Raw genomic sequence first — 16,542 nt, 5'->3', positions numbered from 1 at the left:
TCAGTAATCCGCCCGATAGGAACTCAGCTGCAATGACTGCCCGGAGGGATCGGTCACATCAACATCAATACGCAACCCGTTGACCGTAGCCCCTGATGGACCAAAAACCTCCTGCGCAACGCTAACGTTGACCCGGTAGTTTTCCAATCCGGGGATCGTCTGATCATTCTGGTTGCGCGCACCACCATTTATCAATCCATTGTAATCACAGACGTTATCATAAAGAGCGCGCCCCGCTTCCGATACCGGACAGATATCACCAGTATCCGGATCACGAAACTCTTTTAGAGTAATCTCTTCCATATAGGCTTCAGCTATGGCAATGGCCTGATGGCGTAGAACCGGATCGGCAGAGTAGCGGGTGGTATAGTTAATTACCGACATCAACCCAACCAGCGCCACGGATAATACGATCATCACCACAATCAGTTCAATCAGGGTCAAGCCCTGCTGGTTTCTTTTCATGGTGCATCCACGTAGCCGGTTTCGGCGATAATAGAAATGGGTTGAGCACCGACGTTGATCGTCGTACCAGAAACACTGCGCCCCATAGCATCAAAAACGATGGTGCTCGCCGGGTTGATACTGACACCGGAAACACTTCCGCTGGTTACCGGATGGCCGCTGATAGCGGTAAAAGTTCCGGTATGACAGTCACTGGCCCGCTGTTGGAGTGTATAGCCCCCGGCGGTCACCTCAACCCGCACCTCGCAACCACTCGCCACCGCCATTTTCTGCGCATAGCGCAGAGCACTCGCCACCTCATCATAAGCCGCCCGCTCCTTGTAGGTGCCCAGGTCAAAGAACACCGGCGCAGCAACCGCCGCCAGAATGCCGAGGATCACCATGACCACCACCAGTTCGATCAGGGTGAAACCGCGGGCACAAGATGTGTGTTTTTGAATGCACATAGCGTTCTACTTTTTCCCGTAGGAACATGACGTGACCTGCACGCCCGGTTCTTCAGATTTTTGAATCCACGCGGCTTTTCCAGGTGGATTTTATTTGTTCTATTTCTTCTTTTAACTGGTCAACACCTTGCTGATCGCTGACTAACCGGCGAAACTGCTGCGTCATCTCCAGATATGGAAGAGCTTCGGGAACCCGGCGAAAAAAGTGATTGAAACCCTGCTCTAAAACTTGGTGTGCGGATGTCATATCACCTTGTTGTGCGTAAAGCCGGGCGAGATCGACTCGAGCCGGATAGTAGCCCGGATCAATAATCAAGGCATGTCGGTATAAAGCAATAATCTTATCGACTGAAGCCCCTGTCAATGAACCAGGTACCGCTGCCAGCAGGTTGCCATATTGGTGAGGTACCGCTGCCCGCAGTGGATTCAACTCCAAGGTACGCCGATACAACTCCGCGGCATAGTCCAGTAACTGCTGATATTCACCATAGGCAAGTTGATCAGCTGTAGCCAGATTCATGCGGATGACTTCCGCTTCCATATACCAGTTGAAATCATTGGTCGGCCATAATTTCTTTGCCTGCGCCAGATAACGGAACACCTCGCTGTTGGTATCACTTTCCACCGCAGCAAGGGCCTTTTGTGTGGCTATCTGCGACATGGTTCCGGTTGCTAGCAGCAAGAGGGGAAAGAGCGGCAAAAGAATCAGTACCATCCGCCATATCCGCCGCCGGCCGGACAATACTATCGTTCGGGTTGCGCCAACCGAATCCGGCAGAAGGTAATGGATACGTGCCAGCACGATGCCGACCAGAATCAACGCCGGGTAGACATAAAAGTTGAAGGTGAACATACTGTGAAAACCGATGGCGATCACCCCCCCGCTCAGTGCCAGGATTTCCAAACGCGAGTTAACTGATATCTCAGAACAGCAGATACCTCGCCGGACCAGCAGCAAAAAAGCAACAGCCGTTGCCAGGGCAACAGCGCCGGCAAGCCAGCCACTTTCAATCACCAGTTGCAGCAGGTCGTTATGGACAAAGTGTCCGGCAGAGCGATCCGCCGCATTTCGATAAGGAGGATAAGCCAGGGCATAGATACCGACACCGAGTCCGTGCCATGGCGCCTCTTTGAGCATATCCCACGACGCTTGCCAGATGACAAAGCGGTCAGTACCGGCGCTCCAGGGATTTCCCAATGTCGCCATCCGCCCCAACCCCCGGCCAAGATCAAGTCCGGTACCAATCAGACTGGCTGCAAACCCGATACATAATGCCAGCCCACGACGCCACCACGAGGCCAGGCTGACTCCCGCTGCCAACGCCAACATCTGCACCGTCAGTCCGCCAAGGATTATGGCCAGAAACACTCCGCGGCTGCCAATCAACCCCAGGATAAATCCGCTGCACAGCAACACCAATGGTGCCAAAGCAGCAGAAAATCGCCGCCCCTTTGCAACAAAACTCCAGAAAACAAGGGGAAGGAGAAATCCGGCAAAAGAATTCTTGTTAAGAAATGTCGCTCGTGGTTGCTGTCCGGAAAAAAACTGCGCCGCCGCCGCTGTCAGGGCAACCAGCGCCAGCAACATGAGCACCCATTGCAACAGCTGCCATTGATCCTCGTCGGCACCTAGGACAAGAGCGATAAAAACCAGCGGCAAAACCCCCTGACGCCAGAGCATCACCTGGGTATAGCCTGGCACCGGCGTCCAGAAAAGGGTCAGAACCATGAGGAAAAAAAGAATCAACAGCAGATTGCTGGAAAGGTTCCAGGGCAGCTTCAGAGTGTTGCCGGCGGCAATGAGCGCCCCGAAAAAATACAACCACAGCAGCCCGCAGGAAACAAAAAACAGGGTGCCCTCAACTCCGGTAAAAAATAAACCTGAGGTCAGCCCTGCCACCAGCAGGGTCAGGTTAAACAGCTTGAAACGACCGGCACGACATGAAAGATCACCTGTCATTGGACACCCCGGTCAGACAACCACCGGTGCGGAGAGCCATCCCGCGCCGGTGGTATTATCAGAGCGTTTAATCAGTTGCAATTACTGGAGGTAATAGTAATCGCGGGAAAGGCGCCACCAACGCTATTCGCATATGTCACGCTACAATTAGTGCGCAGGGCGAAAGTTCCAGCTGTTGCTGTATCAAATCCCTTGGTTTCTACGAGAGATCCGATGCTGGCAGTAGTTGGATAACCGTTTGCCATCGCAACGCCGGTTGCTCCGGGAATATCAATAGCGCCGTCACTTGCCAAACCTTTGACAAGCTGCTGGGCACGCGCCAGTGATGCGGCGCTACTGAGCGCTCCCTGCATCCCCTCCAAAGTGGAAACACGAGCATCCTCTTGAATATCAATAAACTTCGGCACTGCCACCGCCGCGAGAATTCCAAGGATAACGATAACGACAACCAGTTCAATCAGGGTAAAACCTTGCTGATTTTTCATGTTCTTGTGCTCCTTTACAATCGTAATGAGTTCATTGTGTTGCGCCTGTGAAACCAACTTCAAATCCACTTCACTCCCAGGGCGACACCCAGCGATAGGGGTGGATTATTTTCAGTTCTATTCCAGTGACTTGCTGGTAAATTGATTCTCCACTCTGCCGTTCTGTAAACCGGGCTTCCAAGCGAAATTCCGCACGTGCCGGATTGTCCAGTTGCGATTCAAAATAGAGCCGGTTGCGGACCAGGTAAATCAGAACCCCCCTGCTCTTATCGAAATACCAGCTGCCGTTCTTTAACTCTAAATTGACCTGTTCAATAACACCCAGATAGTTTTCGGGCGGCTCCACCAGTAACGCCATGGGGTTACCACCCGTCCAGCCTTCCAGTTCAGCCATTCTGCCGCCGGCATAGTGAGCGGCGATCTGCAGGCCGATGGCGCTGCGCATGGCACTCACATCGCGTTCCATGCTGGTGCGCTCAATATCCACCAGCAATTTTAAATAATAATGCAGGGCGACCAGACCGACGATACTGATCACCAGAATGACCACGGCCAGCTCAAGCAGGGTAAGGCCACGCTGGTGATGACTGTGCGACTTCGGCCAATAATTAGCCATAATTTATGTAATATCTCTCATCATGTTATGCATGTCAAGATTAAAGAGTTCTTTTTTAGTAAAAAACCGGCACCTACCGTGCAATACTTGCCAGATTCCACATGGGCAAAAAGACGCCCAGGGCCAGGACCAGCACCATGGCACCAATGATGACGATCATGATCGGCTCGATGGCGCTGGAGAGGTTCTTCAGATCGTAATCGACCTCGCGCTCGTAGAACTCAGCTACATCTTCGAGCATCGTATCGACGGAACCGGACTCTTCACCAACGGCCAGCATCTGCAATACCAGCGGGGTGAACATGCCGGTTTTGGTGGCGCTACGGGTCAGGGATTCTCCACGTTCGATGCCGTTGCGGATCATTTCAATCTTCCCTCCCACGTAGGTGTTATTCACCGCCCGGGCGGTTAAACCCAGAGCCTGAGACAAGGGAACACCAGCGGTGTAACTCATATTAAAACCACGTGAAAAACGCGCCAGGGTGGCCCGCAGAATAATACTGCCAACCAGTGGCAGCCGCAATTTGTATTGGTCCCACAAATAGCGCCCTCTGGTGGTTTTAAGGGCGTGACGAACGACAAAAAGCAGGACCACGACGGCTACCAGCAAGAGATGCCAGTAATTTTGCATAAAAGCTGAAAGCCCCATCAGAATCCGCGTTGCCAACGGCAAATTGGAACCGGCAGAAGCAAACACTTTTTCAAATGCCGGGATAACAAATAAACTGACAAAAATTACCGCAAACAAGATGGCGATGATGACAAATGTCGGATAGCGTAATGCCGACTTGACCCGATTGATTGTTTCTTTTTCCCGCTCAAAATAGACCGCCAACTGGATAAATACCTGATCCAGCTTACCGGTCACCTCGCCGACCTGCACCATATGGCACAACAGTGCAGGAAACACCTTGGGATGGCGACTGTAACAGCCTGACAGTTCCATGCCCGATTCCAGATCCTCCACCACCTCATTCAAGGCTTTGCCCAGGGACGGATTACGGCTGGTAGCCACCAGGCCCCGCAGGGCCTTGATCAGCGGCACCCCGGCGTTGATCAGGGTATACATCTGACGACAGTAGAGGTTGAGATCATCCAGAGTGACACTGGTATCGAGACGGAACCTGACAAGCTTCTTTAGTGACAGGAATGCTTTGACCGGTATTTCGACAATATCGATGGGGATCGCCTGCTGCGCCTGGAACAGGGATGCCAGGCTTTCCGCAGAAGAAGCCTCACTTTCCCCCTGATGGGTATTGCCCTGTGCGTCCCTGATCCTGTAGCGATACTGTGGCATCAGTGATCATCTCCAGAAGATTGTTGATGGGTTGTCGGCGTTGCCGCAGAGGTATTAACACTGATTCGTTCGGCCAGAGGGTTTTCTGCCACCTGACCGGCGATACGCAACACCTCTTCCATGGTGGTCACCCCTTCCAGCGCCAGTTTCAGCGCGCTGTCACCAAGGCTTACAAAGTGCGGTAAACGACGCACGGCCACAGCAAAAGCAGCACTATCGTTGCGCCGCAAAGCATCAGCCAGCTCAAAGTCAATCTCGAGCAGTTCAAAAATACCAATCCGCCCTTTGTATCCGGTATTGTTGCAGGAGGGGCACCCCTGCCCTTTTTTGAAATTCAAGGTCCCTTCCGGGCGCTTTACCTTGCCTCGGTAGCCCTTGAGCCAGGCCCGTTCTCCCGGCCCCAGCGGATCACTGGTCACGCAGCCGTCACAGATGCGGCGCACCAGGCGTTGAGCCAGGACCGACCGCAGGGAACTGGCGACCACGTAGCCGGCGGCGCCCATTTCGATCAATCGCAGAGCCGTACTGACGGAGTCGTTGGTGTGCAGGGTCGAGAGCACCAGGTGACCGGTCATGGCGGCACGCAGGGCGATGTCGGCGGTTTCCTTGTCACGCATCTCGCCGACCATGACAACATCAGGATCCTGGCGCAGACCAGCGCGTAACACCCGGGCAAAATCAAGGCCGATTTTTGGATGGACCTGCACCTGATTGATGCGCGGCAGACGATATTCGACCGGATCTTCAACCGTGATAATTTTCTTCTCAAAGGTGTTGAGTTGATTCAGCGCACCATAGAGGGTTGTGGTTTTACCGCTGCCGGTCGGCCCGGTAACCAGCACCAGCCCGTGGGGCTGACTGAGCTGGGCGCGAAAACGCTGAAGGATATCTTCATCCATGCCGATGTGACTTAAGTCGAGCAAACCGCCGGACTGATCGAGCAGACGCATAACCACCGATTCACCATACTGCAGTGGCATCGTGGACAGGCGGATATCAACGCTGTGACCCTTGACCCTGACGTTAAAACGACCATCCTGAGGCAAACGCCGTTCCGAAATATCGAGACCGCAAACCAGCTTCAAACGTGAAACCAGCGCAGTGCCGATGCGCTTTTCCTTCATCACCTGCTCATGCAGCACTCCATCAATCCGCTGACGTATCCGCAGAACCTTTTCATCCGGCTCAATATGAATATCGGAAGCGCCGACCTGAATGGCGTCTTCAAAAAGGGAACGCAACAGACGTACCACCGGTGCATCCTCGACGTCGGCGGTGGTCAGCAGTTGTTGAAGGTTGCTGTCCCCCTGGGACAGTTCTTCTCCGAGTTCTTCCGCCAGGGAGACAATCTCCTGGGTACGCCGGTAAACGATGTCGAGGATCCGCAGCAACTCCGACTCATACACTACCGCCAGACGCAAGGGTTTTTTCAGGATGCGACTCAGCTCGTCATAAGCGTGCAGATCGGTAGCATCAGCAAGACCTACCAGCAGCTGCTCTCCATCGTGACTGAGGACAATCGCACGAAAACGGCGGGCGGCGGTTTCCGGTAACAGGCGCACGGTTTCAGCATCGTAACTGTAGTGTTTCAGATCGATAAAGGGCAGATTGAGTTGATCGGCGAGGAACTCATGGAATTGCTGGGCACTGACCAGACTCATCTCCACCAGGGTGTTCCCGAGTTTGGTCCCGGTCTTTTTCTGCCGTGCCAGCGCCGTCATCAGCTGTTCTTCGCTGATAACGCCGTGCTTCACCAGCAGGTCTCCTATCCGGATTTTCTGCCGCCCTCCGGCGGGTTTGTCATTGGACATCATGGACTCCTTACCTTGTACTACAGGTGTTGCAGACGTTCGTGCACAAATCTTTCCAGATCGGGGCGCAAGTCACTCACATCCAGGGCGGTGCGATAGGCATCCCGCGCGCCGGTCGCCAGACCCTGCTGTTCAAGAGCGATAGCCAGCCCCAGCCACCACAGGGACTCACGTGGGCGCTGTTCCAATAGCCGGGCATAGAGTTGCGCAGACTGGGAATACTCGCCAAGTTCCTGGTAGATAGCAGCACGCAGGGCATGATAGTCGGGATCAGCCGCGACCACGGGAACCGGATCAGCCTCTAACCGGGTCAGGGCAGCCTGGTACTGCTGCAAAGAGAGCAGGTAATGGGCAATCAGTTTGCGTAACTCCGGTTGGGCCGGATGCAATCTCAGCCCATCCTCAATGACCGCCAGAGTCTGCTGTTCATCGGTCAGTTGCTGCAACACTCCAATCAGTTCAAGGCGCGCCGCCAAAAGCTCAGGATTAATTCGCAAGGCCGCGGAGAGGTTGTCCCGGGCGGCGCGAAGATTGCCCTGGCGCACCTGCTGCAGTCCGCGCTGATATAGCTGTTCGGCGGTTTCCGCCAGGGGTTTAGTACGGATCAACGCCGGCGAAACCGCCGATGAGACTGCCGGTGCAGAATTCGCCATTGCGACTGGGGACCCTGGTAGCGCAACTGCCGTCGCCGGGACGCTGTCTATGACCTCTGCTCCGGTTTCGACTGCTGAAAGCGCTTCCACAGGAAATTCAAGTCCGATAAACAGTATCGAACCAAGGGGTTCAAGATGCTGTGAGGTCGCGATCAGCTGTCCTGCTGCGACAGCTATAATCACATCAAGGCCGGTAGCGGTCGGTACCAGGCTGATATTCTTGATCTGTTCATGCTGCGGCTGCGGAATAACCAGACCCTGATGCAGACGGGTATCAGGCAAACGGATCAGCACCTGTCCTTCCTGCGGTAACGCCCGGATTTCGGCGCGCGCCGGCAACTGATCAAAAGTCAGCTCAAGCTGCAGCTGCCGGTCTTCTTCAGCAAGGCTTACCGAGGTTAAAAGAGGATCAATAAGCGGTGCGGGATCGCGCTTTAAAGCTGACGTTGCTGGCGCAGCCAGCTCAGGTGGTAACGGGCTCAGTTCTTCTTGTAAACCGGATACCGCCAGATTTGCGTCAGGCGCAGCCGGTTTTGGCAGATAAAAGGCCCAGCCTGCAACCAGCAGCAACAATAACGCCAGAGCGCCGAACGTCAGCAGCAACCGTTGATTGCGCGCTGTGCTGTTGACCGGGGTTGGCGCGGAAGCAGGCCCCTGCTGCGGCTCCTGTTTGCGACGCCGCTCCAGATCACGCAGCATGTCATTAATCAGACTCATCGCAACACCCTCCAGGCAAACAGCAGGACAACGCCAATCAGCACGACCAGTCCGGATTCCAACAGATAAGGGGCAATAAAACGGCGTGGAAATGTCAGAGCTGCGACACTGTCGCGCACCGCGGCTTGAGCATGGCGCCGACCAACGGTTCTCGCTCCCTTGCCATAGCTCGCTAATAACGCCTTATGAGCCAGGAGATTAACCAGGCGCGGCACGCCACGACTGGCACGGGCAAGACAATTAACCGCTGCTGGTGAGAAAAGGTTCTCGCCATTCAAACCGGCCACCTGCAAGCGGTGATGGATATAGGCTCCAACTTCTGCGGCACCCATGGGCTCAAGTTCGCAGGTAAAGGTGATGCGTTGGCGTAACTGGCGCAAATCATCGGCAGCGAGACGTTCTTTCAATTCGGGCTGGGCAAACAGGACAATATGCAGCAGTTTTTCCTTCTCTGTTTCAAGATTACTGAGCAGCCGTAGGGCCTCCAGACTGCGGTGGGACATGGCCTGGGCCTCATCGATCAGAATTACCAGTGACCGTTGCTGCTGCTTCAGACGTGCCAACTCACGGAAGATCAGCTGCACCAGCTGCTGCAGGGTTGCCGCGGCCGGCACCTCAAGCTGGAGATCTTCGGCAATGGCACGGTAGAGTTCCGCTGGTGACAGAAGGGGGTTGGGCAGATAGGCGGTAGCGCAGGGATCCTGGAGCAACTGCAACAGTCGCCGGCACAACAGGGTCTTTCCGGTTCCTACTTCACCGGTGACCTGAATGAATCCTTCGCCGTTCTGCAGGGCGATCAGCAGCACATTGAGGGCTTCCTGATGACCGGCATAGCGGTAGAAAAAACCGGGGTCGGGGGTCAGGGAAAAGGGTTTTTCCTGAAGACCGTAGAAGGTTTCATACATAGTTTGAACCTGTTGTCCTGCGGCCTGATTACCACTTGGTTTGCACAGGGCACATACTACCAGCCATGGTGCATCTGCGGTGTCATCTGCTGCACCCGTTCTCGGCTGGAATCGATATCGCGCTGCCAGTCAGCAGCCGTGCGGATCACCTGGGGGCGCAGGAGAATCACCAGCTCACTTTTACTCGAAGACATGCGCGTGTTACGGAATAATCCGCCAATACCGGGAATCCGCCCGAGCAATGGTACCCCATCGCGATTGTTGACGGTTTTCTCCTGCATCAGACCACCAATGACCACCAGTTGACCGCTCTCGGCGCGAACCACGCTATCCGACTCACGGACCGTACTGAAAGCCAGGGGCAGGGATTGATCTACACCGAACAGTTTGATCTGCTTCTGTTGATCGACGACCTCACTGACGGTCGGATGAATATGCAGAATAATGGCGTCGTTTTCATCAATCTGCGGCATTACATCCAGGGCAATCCCGGAAAAGAAGGGGGTCAAGGTTATATCAGTGGTACTGTTGGTCGTGGTGCCGGTGGTGGTATCGGAAGAGATATCGGTGACAAAGAACTCGTCCGAACCAACCTTGATCACCGCCTTCTGGTTGTTCACTGTCGAAATGCGCGGACTGGAGAGGACCTGAACATCCCCCTGGGTTTCAAGCAACTCGATAAAACCCTGAAAATCTTTAAAGTTCAGGGCTGCGGTAAAACCGCCACCAAGAGCTTCAGCAGCAAGGGCCTCTAAAAAGGGAACCTGTGCACCTGGTTCTCTGATCGACAACCCCCCACTACTGATACCGGGAGAGAGGCCAATGCCTTCTGCCGTCTGTCCAATCAGGGCGCCACGACCACTGCTGGTCGTAGCCAGAGCTGCCCAGTTAATACCGGACTGAAAACCGTCACCCAGGGTCACCTCGATAATCTTGGCTTCGATCACTACCTGCCGCAGCATGTTGCGCTGCACGCTCTGCAGATAGTCATCGACCTGACGTAACTCCTTGGGCAGGGCGACAACGACGATCAAGCCGGCCTGTGGCTGAACGACCACCTTGCGGCCGTCGGCGCTGCCGATCAACCCCTCAACTGCAGTGGTCAGTTCGGTCCAGAAATCGGTCAAAGATTGAGTGTCGATACGACTGCCGGACAAGCTGCTGTCGCGTGAGGCTTGGCTGTCTTCGCCCAGATTACCCTGCGTCACCTGACCGGAGCTGATTCGCGTCTGGGATGAACCGCTACGCATCAGGTTGAGATAGTTCACCTGGAATGTCCGGCTTTGCAATCCGACCGGCATCACCTGATAGATGGTGTCATTTTTGCTGTATGGGTAACCATAAACGTTATAAACCACGCGCATCACTTCATCGATGGTGGTATTTTTCAGATTCAGACTGATCAACCCGGTAACATCAGGATGCACAACCATGTTGCTACGACTGCCTTCAACCAGCCCCATGAAAAAATCACGGGCTTCTACCTGATGGGCATTGATGTCAAAGCGTTCGACTTCTGCAACAGTAACCGCACGACCTGGCGCCGGCGGAGGGGGGATAAGCGCTGAGCGTACTTCGGCCGGTGGCACGGGCGCCGGCACCGATTCGCTGACAGCAGGCGGTTGCAGGACTTGTTCAATAGCCGTCGCCGGGGCATTGGTGCGCGACAAAGGGGCACACCCGACTGCCAGCAGCAAACACAGGCAACTAATTCTTCCTTTATACATCCTTTTTGCCATCAACTTGGTCACAACAACTCCTTGTTACGCTATGTCACTACTTTTTGGCAGATGATTTTTTCACACCACTGATTGTTCGATGCAGGATCAGTGTTTGCTCCCCCTTGCGCAGGACAACGTAGTCAGTACCGATCCTGGTCAGACGAAATCCGCTGATGGTCTGATCGACCTGCAACGGTCTGCCATTAATCACCGCCATGGTACGCTCGGCGGATGTCAATATGACGGTTAATTGCAACTGATCGCGCAACCTTTGGACCTGCTGCGGGTCTAACTGCATCTCAGCCTGTGGCTGCGATCGGTAGTAAGATGGCCGCATGGGGTCGACGAACTTTACTGACGACTGGGCCGAGACCAGGCCGGGGGTAGCGATCAACAGGAAGAGGAGAATCAACTTTTCATTCATGTCAGCCACCCAACCACTCATCAGACAGCCCGAGAGTATAAACCCGGAGACGGATCTTCGTGGCCGGATATTCCTGGGTCTCCAAAGCTATTTCTTCCCATACCAGCAAGCGCGGCAACTGCTCGAGCAGGCGCAGATAGCTCAGCAGGCCCAGATAATCTCCACGCAACTCCAGTTGCACTGGGTGACGATAAAGGCGCAAAGACTGGTCGCTGGGCTCTTTGTCGGAAGAGATCAGTTCCGGCGGCAGATTTTCCAGAGAAATCAAATGAAGATCGCCCTGAGTGAGCATCTGTTTCAACAATTCCGGCATTTCTGCCGGCGTGACCAGATGTGACACGCCCTGATGCAACTGTTGGCGTTGTTCGGCCAGTTCTTCCACCAGTTGATCATGCCGTTCACGCAGCTCCCGATCGGGGTCAACCTGCGAGCGCTCTTTAATCAGTGTTTCCGTCTTTTCCAGCTGACCGATTTCGACCATCATCTGTTCGATTTGCTGACGAGCCAGGGTTCTATTTTTGGTAGCCGGCTCGAGCACCAACAGATAGACCGTGGTCACCATCACCACAACCACACACAACAGCAGGATCGCCCGTTCGCGTAGAGCGCGCTGATCAAACCACTGAACCAATGCTGTCCACTGCTTGCCCATCAACGTGCTCCTAAAGCACTGGAACCAATATTGAAATCAACATGACCAGGGAATTCCTGCAGGCGCGACAGCCGCAAACGGGAAAAGGTCTGACCGGAAAAAACGCCTTCGTCGCTTAACCACTGCAGGTAATCGGGCACCAGTTCGGGGGTAAAAGCGCGACCAGACAATTCCACCTCCTGTCCCTGACGGGACAGGCGAATCCGGTTAAGCCAGAGCCCGTTATGTTGGCGCTGTGCCAATCCTTCCAGCGCAGCCAGCACCTCGGCATTGCGTCCCTGCTCCCGCTGGAGAACATCGTCAAGGGTCTGCCCAAGAGCTTTACGCTCCTGCTCCAGGCGCGCTACCCGCTGCTGTAACAAAGGTGACGACTGGCGGACGGGAAATTGTTGCTCAAGGTCGGCAATGCGGACACGCATCTGCTCCTGGCGCAGTGCCAATTCAGCACGCTGTGGTTCCAGTGCGACTCCGCGCCAATATCCGTAACCGCCAAGAACAAGTGTCAACAACAGGCTCAGCAGGAGCAGAAGTCCGGCCTGGTGGCTTAAGAGCGGGGCGGGACGGTCAATCAGCCCCGGCTGATAAAGATTGATCTGTTGCCGCATCATTTATCTCCCTGGCGCAGGGCACCACCAATCGCCAGCAGATAATGATTCAGTGTCAGTTGATTAATTTGATCGGGAATATCCATCACGTCAGCAAGCTGTAACGGCTCAACCCGCGTAGTCAGATAGTCACTCAGGTAATTGGCCAGCGCCGGAATCTCCTGTTGGGTCTGGGCAACCAGCAAGCGTGATACCGTCGGCAGCTGAAAGGTGCTCTCGCAATAATCGAAGGATCGCTGAATATCCAGGACAATGGTATCGAACATGCTGATCATGGCTGAATCATCCGGGTCATAAGCCAGCAGACTGTTCATTCCCATCGGTAACTGTCGACTCAAATAAAGGACCCCATCCCGCATCACAACAAAAAGTCCGGATTGCTCAAGCAGCAACAGCAAGGCCACCCCACGCGGGTCATCAACAAACAGTTCACAGACGTTGCGCAAGGCAAATTCGGGGATATCAATGGTCTGCAACTGCTGGCCAGCCGCATCAATGACATCAATCTGCTCACGCAACACCTGACGCCGTGCCGCAACCGCATAATTCTGCGCGCGCCGTTCACCAGCAAAGGGGGCAATCTGATAAAGATCGATCTGTGCCTGCTCTGCCGGGTAATCAATACGCTCACCGATCTGCCAACGTACTGCCTGACGAGCCTCGTCCAGGGGAACATCGGGTAAATCGAGCTGCATGGTCTGATAACTGTTAAGGGGAAGAATCACATGAGAAGGCCTGCCCTGGAGCTTGCCGCGGCGCAGAAGCTCTTCAAGCTGGGTTTTGCGTTGCTGAATGTCAGTAACCTCCGTCCGGTCAGCAAAGGTCAGCTGGGGACGACCGGCGATCCCACAGGATACACCAGCAACAGTAAAGGCATCCGCCTCCAGGCAGATCCCGACAGCTGCACCCCCTTTTTGACGTCGCTTGAACGTTAAGCCCAGACCATCCTCCTGTTGATATTTTTTGTAACTGTTAATAATACGGCAAATTAAACCTTATTATAGTTTGGTAATCAATAAAAAAAGGTGGCAAAAGCCACCTTTTTTTATTGAGAAGTAACAAAATCTATAAAAGCCTTTATAATTTTGTTGCCTGTTCTGCCAGATAGGAGGCAACACCATCGCCATCAGCGACCATCCCCTGATCACCTTTTTTCCAACCCGCCGGACAGACTTCACCATGTTTTTCATGGAACTGCAGCGCATCAACCATGCGTAACATTTCATCGATATTGCGTCCCAGGGGTAGATCGTTGACGACCTGGTGACGGACAACCCCTTCGCGGTCAATAAGAAACGAACCACGCAGTGCCACACCGGCCGGATCCAGTTCAACATCATAGTCACGGCAGATCTGATGTTTGATATCGGCGATCAACGGATACTTTACCGGTCCGATACCACCATTATCTACGGGGGTATTGCGCCAGGCCAGATGGGTAAACTGGGAATCGATGGAACAACCAAGAACCTGAACATCCCGTTTTTCAAACTCGGCGATACGATGACTGAAGGCAATCAACTCGGTGGGGCAGACAAAAGTAAAATCGAGGGGGTAGAAAAACAACACAATGTATTTGCCATGATAATCCGACAGGGAAAATGACTCATTGATGGAACCATCGGCCATAACGGCGGGGGCGTTAATTTCCGGGGCTTTCTTTCCTACAAGCACGCTCATTGAAAAAACTCCTTGTTTTTATTGACGACAAATAGTTGACCAAAGACATCAGACGTCATTCTAGTGATCCTCCCCTGCGAGTCAAGAACAAAGATGACCATTATGGTTTATTTTTTCGACTGCGCGGATGTGCCCGGTCATAGACACTGGTCAGATGAGCAAAGCTGACACTGGTATAGCGCTGGGTGGTCGATAGAGAGGCATGTCCCAACAACTCCTGAATCACCCGCAAATCAGCGCCGGCATCAAGTAGATGAGTAGCAAAGGAATGACGCAACGCATGAGGGGTTACATCGGTTGGCAGATTCAACTGCAGCAAGCGCCGCTTGAGCAGGCGCTGGATACTGCGGGTGGTGAGACGACCGCCGCGATAGTTGAGAAACAGCCCTCTTTCTTCCCCCATCGGGCGCTGCTCCAGATAAAGTTGAAGAGCGTGACAGGCAGTCCGCCCCACCGGTAGAATGCGCTCCTTGTTGCCCTTTCCCACCACCCGCACCTGACGTTGTTCAAAATCGATGGAACCAAGATCCAGACTCGCCAATTCACTTACCCGCAAACCACAAGAATAGAGAAGTTCGCAGATGGCCAGATCGCGGACCAGTTGCGGATAGATATCGACCGGGGTGTCAAGCAGGGCACCGGTCTGCTCAGCACTGAGAACGCGGGGCAGATAACGCTGACGCCGTGGCGCCATGACCGCAGCGATGGGCGAGGAGTCGATCACCCCCCGACGCTCGAGATAACGATAAAAGGTTTTGAGTGAGGAGAGCTTGCGCACGATGCTGGAACGCTGACAGCTTTTTTGCAGATTTGCCAGAAAACGGCGAAGAAGTAACACATCAACGCGGGCAAGGCTGTCTGCATCGACCGGCGCACCATGGGCCTTTTCTATAAAATTACAAAACTGCTGAAGATCGCGCAGGTAGGCATTGACCGTATGGGGAGAGAGGTTACGCTCGACCTCCAGATGCCGTTGAAACAGGGTCAGGTAATGTTCCATTGATGGGCCTTTTCATCCTGGAGGCTGATTGACGATTGACCTGGAGCATGGCATAATCCCATCATCTTAAGCCGTTACACTGGTTGCCGTCGAGGATTATTCGGCCCACCAACCCGGCCCGGGATGTTCAGCTCACCGTCATAAAAAAGGTAACACCATGAGCCTGCTGTATGTGCTGATTTTTCTGCTGTTTCTGCTGCTGTTTTTTGACCTTCTGGTTGTGCTGCTAAGTTTCAGTATCCTCTGGTATGAATATGCCAATGCCCATCCGGAGTTGGTAAAAAATCGCTGTAGCAGCGAGAATCTGCGGCGCATTCCGCGATTACTCTTTCCAGAGTTTTTTTACAATTTCACTACCTTGCTCACGGTGCCTTTTGGCATTTTCTCTGCGGGCCGTCCTCAGCTTAAACGCGGAGTAACTCCGACCCTGCTGCTTCATGGCCTCTTTGTCAACCGCGCCTGCTGGTTCTGGTTCAGATCACGTCTAAAACGTCATGGCTGTGAAAATATTGTTACCATCAACCTGTCAGGCTTTCACAGTGAAGAGGTTCTGACAGAGCTGTTGTCCAAAAAGATTGATGAGCTGCGCCATCGCCTGGGAGTTAATAAAGTCAACCTGGTTGGCCATTCCATGGGTGGAATCATCGCTCGCAACTACGTCCAGCGCCGCGGCGGGCAGGACAAGGTTGACCGCCTGATCTTTCTCGGCACCCCCCATCAGGGTTCAAAGCTCACCCCCTTTTCTTTTATGCCCCTGGGCAAACTGCTGATGCCCGGATCTGAGTTCCTCAGTCGGCTGAACAGCGAGCCTGCACCTGCCGGGGTGCAGACAGTTAATATCTATACGCGCAAGGACAACATGGTTCTGCCTAACACCTCGGCACAGCTGACCTGGGGAAGTCAGGTTGAACTCGATGACATGGGACACACCTCCCTGATCTATCGTGCCGCCGCCATTGATGCGACCGCTACTGCCCTTAATGTAAATCCTGCGGCTTAAATAGTGGCTACGCCGCTTACTCCCGCACCAGCCCGGCATCAATATCTGAGCACAAGCGCCCCTCCACCACGAAACCGGGTCAGCCTGACAGCTCTAGATAACTAC

At 54.0% G+C, this 16,542-nt stretch carries 18 protein-coding genes; 2 read left to right on the top strand and 16 right to left on the bottom strand.

Features of this window, described 5'->3' with window-relative positions; all coding sequences use genetic code 11:
- The 14 genes from AC1931_RS00170 to pilM all read right to left on the bottom strand — a co-directional run bounded on the left by AC1931_RS00170 (position 1) and on the right by pilM (position 13,482).
- A complete protein-coding gene (locus AC1931_RS00170) occupies positions 1-465 on the bottom strand; it encodes a type IV pilus modification PilV family protein (protein ID WP_483875207.1) in 465 nt (154 codons plus the stop codon).
- Positions 462-911, bottom strand: coding sequence for a GspH/FimT family pseudopilin (locus AC1931_RS00165; RefSeq protein WP_483875206.1), 450 nt, complete (start codon positions 909-911; stop codon positions 462-464). Before AC1931_RS00165 ends, AC1931_RS00170 begins: the two co-directional genes overlap by 4 nt.
- A gap of 52 nt (positions 912-963) precedes the next feature.
- A complete protein-coding gene (locus AC1931_RS00160) occupies positions 964-2,871 on the bottom strand; it encodes an O-antigen ligase family protein (protein ID WP_483875205.1) in 1,908 nt (635 codons plus the stop codon).
- A 71-nt stretch (positions 2,872-2,942) separates the two neighbouring features.
- A complete protein-coding gene (locus AC1931_RS00155) occupies positions 2,943-3,356 on the bottom strand; it encodes a prepilin-type N-terminal cleavage/methylation domain-containing protein (RefSeq protein WP_483875204.1) in 414 nt (137 codons plus the stop codon).
- A gap of 70 nt (positions 3,357-3,426) precedes the next feature.
- Positions 3,427-3,972 carry a type II secretion system protein gene (locus tag AC1931_RS00150; RefSeq protein WP_483875203.1) on the bottom strand — a complete coding sequence of 182 codons (546 nt, stop codon included), beginning with the start codon at positions 3,970-3,972 and terminating at the stop codon, positions 3,427-3,429.
- A gap of 73 nt (positions 3,973-4,045) precedes the next feature.
- Positions 4,046-5,269, bottom strand: coding sequence for a type II secretion system F family protein (locus AC1931_RS00145; RefSeq protein ID WP_483875202.1), 1,224 nt, complete (start codon positions 5,267-5,269; stop codon positions 4,046-4,048).
- Complete coding sequence (locus AC1931_RS00140) at positions 5,269-7,080, bottom strand: GspE/PulE family protein (RefSeq protein WP_483875201.1); 1,812 nt, start codon at positions 7,078-7,080, stop codon at positions 5,269-5,271. Before AC1931_RS00140 ends, AC1931_RS00145 begins: the two co-directional genes overlap by 1 nt.
- Positions 7,081-7,100: 20 nt before the next feature.
- Positions 7,101-8,450: a tetratricopeptide repeat protein gene (locus AC1931_RS00135; RefSeq protein WP_483875200.1), complete on the bottom strand. Its 1,350-nt coding sequence runs from the start codon at positions 8,448-8,450 to the stop codon at positions 7,101-7,103.
- The gene (locus AC1931_RS00130) at positions 8,447-9,355 is read right to left on the bottom strand and encodes an ExeA family protein (protein WP_483875199.1); all 909 of its coding nucleotides are present in this window, start codon (positions 9,353-9,355) and stop codon (positions 8,447-8,449) included. The genes AC1931_RS00135 and AC1931_RS00130 overlap by 4 nt, the downstream gene beginning before the upstream one ends.
- 56 nt (positions 9,356-9,411) lie before the next feature.
- Positions 9,412-11,106, bottom strand: a complete 1,695-nt coding sequence (gene mshL / locus AC1931_RS00125; protein ID WP_483875198.1) for a pilus (MSHA type) biogenesis protein MshL — start codon at positions 11,104-11,106, stop codon at positions 9,412-9,414.
- A gap of 25 nt (positions 11,107-11,131) precedes the next feature.
- Positions 11,132-11,500: a hypothetical protein gene (locus tag AC1931_RS00120; protein ID WP_483875197.1), complete on the bottom strand. Its 369-nt coding sequence runs from the start codon at positions 11,498-11,500 to the stop codon at positions 11,132-11,134.
- 1 nt (position 11,501) lies between these two features.
- Positions 11,502-12,152 carry a type II secretion system protein GspM gene (gspM, locus tag AC1931_RS00115; protein ID WP_483875196.1) on the bottom strand — a complete coding sequence of 217 codons (651 nt, stop codon included), beginning with the start codon at positions 12,150-12,152 and terminating at the stop codon, positions 11,502-11,504.
- Positions 12,152-12,760 carry a PilN domain-containing protein gene (locus AC1931_RS00110; RefSeq protein ID WP_483875195.1) on the bottom strand — a complete coding sequence of 203 codons (609 nt, stop codon included), beginning with the start codon at positions 12,758-12,760 and terminating at the stop codon, positions 12,152-12,154. Before AC1931_RS00110 ends, gspM begins: the two co-directional genes overlap by 1 nt.
- Positions 12,757-13,482 (bottom strand): type IV pilus biogenesis protein PilM, encoded by a 726-nt coding sequence (gene pilM / locus AC1931_RS00105; RefSeq protein WP_483875194.1) that lies wholly within the window; start codon positions 13,480-13,482, stop codon positions 12,757-12,759. Before pilM ends, AC1931_RS00110 begins: the two co-directional genes overlap by 4 nt.
- Here pilM and AC1931_RS00100 point away from each other — a divergent pair, their 5' ends adjacent.
- On the top strand, positions 13,483-13,692 hold the full coding sequence (locus AC1931_RS00100) for a hypothetical protein (protein WP_483875193.1): 210 nt from the start codon (positions 13,483-13,485) through the stop codon (positions 13,690-13,692).
- Between the two features lie 142 nt (positions 13,693-13,834).
- Here the strand turns inward: AC1931_RS00100 and AC1931_RS00095 are convergent, their stop codons facing one another.
- A complete protein-coding gene (locus tag AC1931_RS00095) occupies positions 13,835-14,437 on the bottom strand; it encodes a peroxiredoxin (protein WP_483875192.1) in 603 nt (200 codons plus the stop codon).
- 100 nt (positions 14,438-14,537) lie between these two features.
- Positions 14,538-15,437 (bottom strand): tyrosine recombinase XerC, encoded by a 900-nt coding sequence (gene xerC, locus AC1931_RS00090; protein ID WP_483875191.1) that lies wholly within the window; start codon positions 15,435-15,437, stop codon positions 14,538-14,540.
- A 157-nt stretch (positions 15,438-15,594) separates the two neighbouring features.
- Here xerC and AC1931_RS00085 point away from each other — a divergent pair, with 157 nt between their 5' ends.
- Positions 15,595-16,437 (top strand): esterase/lipase family protein, encoded by an 843-nt coding sequence (locus tag AC1931_RS00085; protein WP_483875190.1) that lies wholly within the window; start codon positions 15,595-15,597, stop codon positions 16,435-16,437.
- The last annotated feature ends 105 nt before the right edge of the window (positions 16,438-16,542 follow it).

Source organism: Pelovirga sp. C15f, from assembly GCF_057178085.1.
The sequence above is the reverse complement of the archived record's forward strand: the minus strand, read 5'-3'. Positions and strand labels throughout refer to the sequence as shown.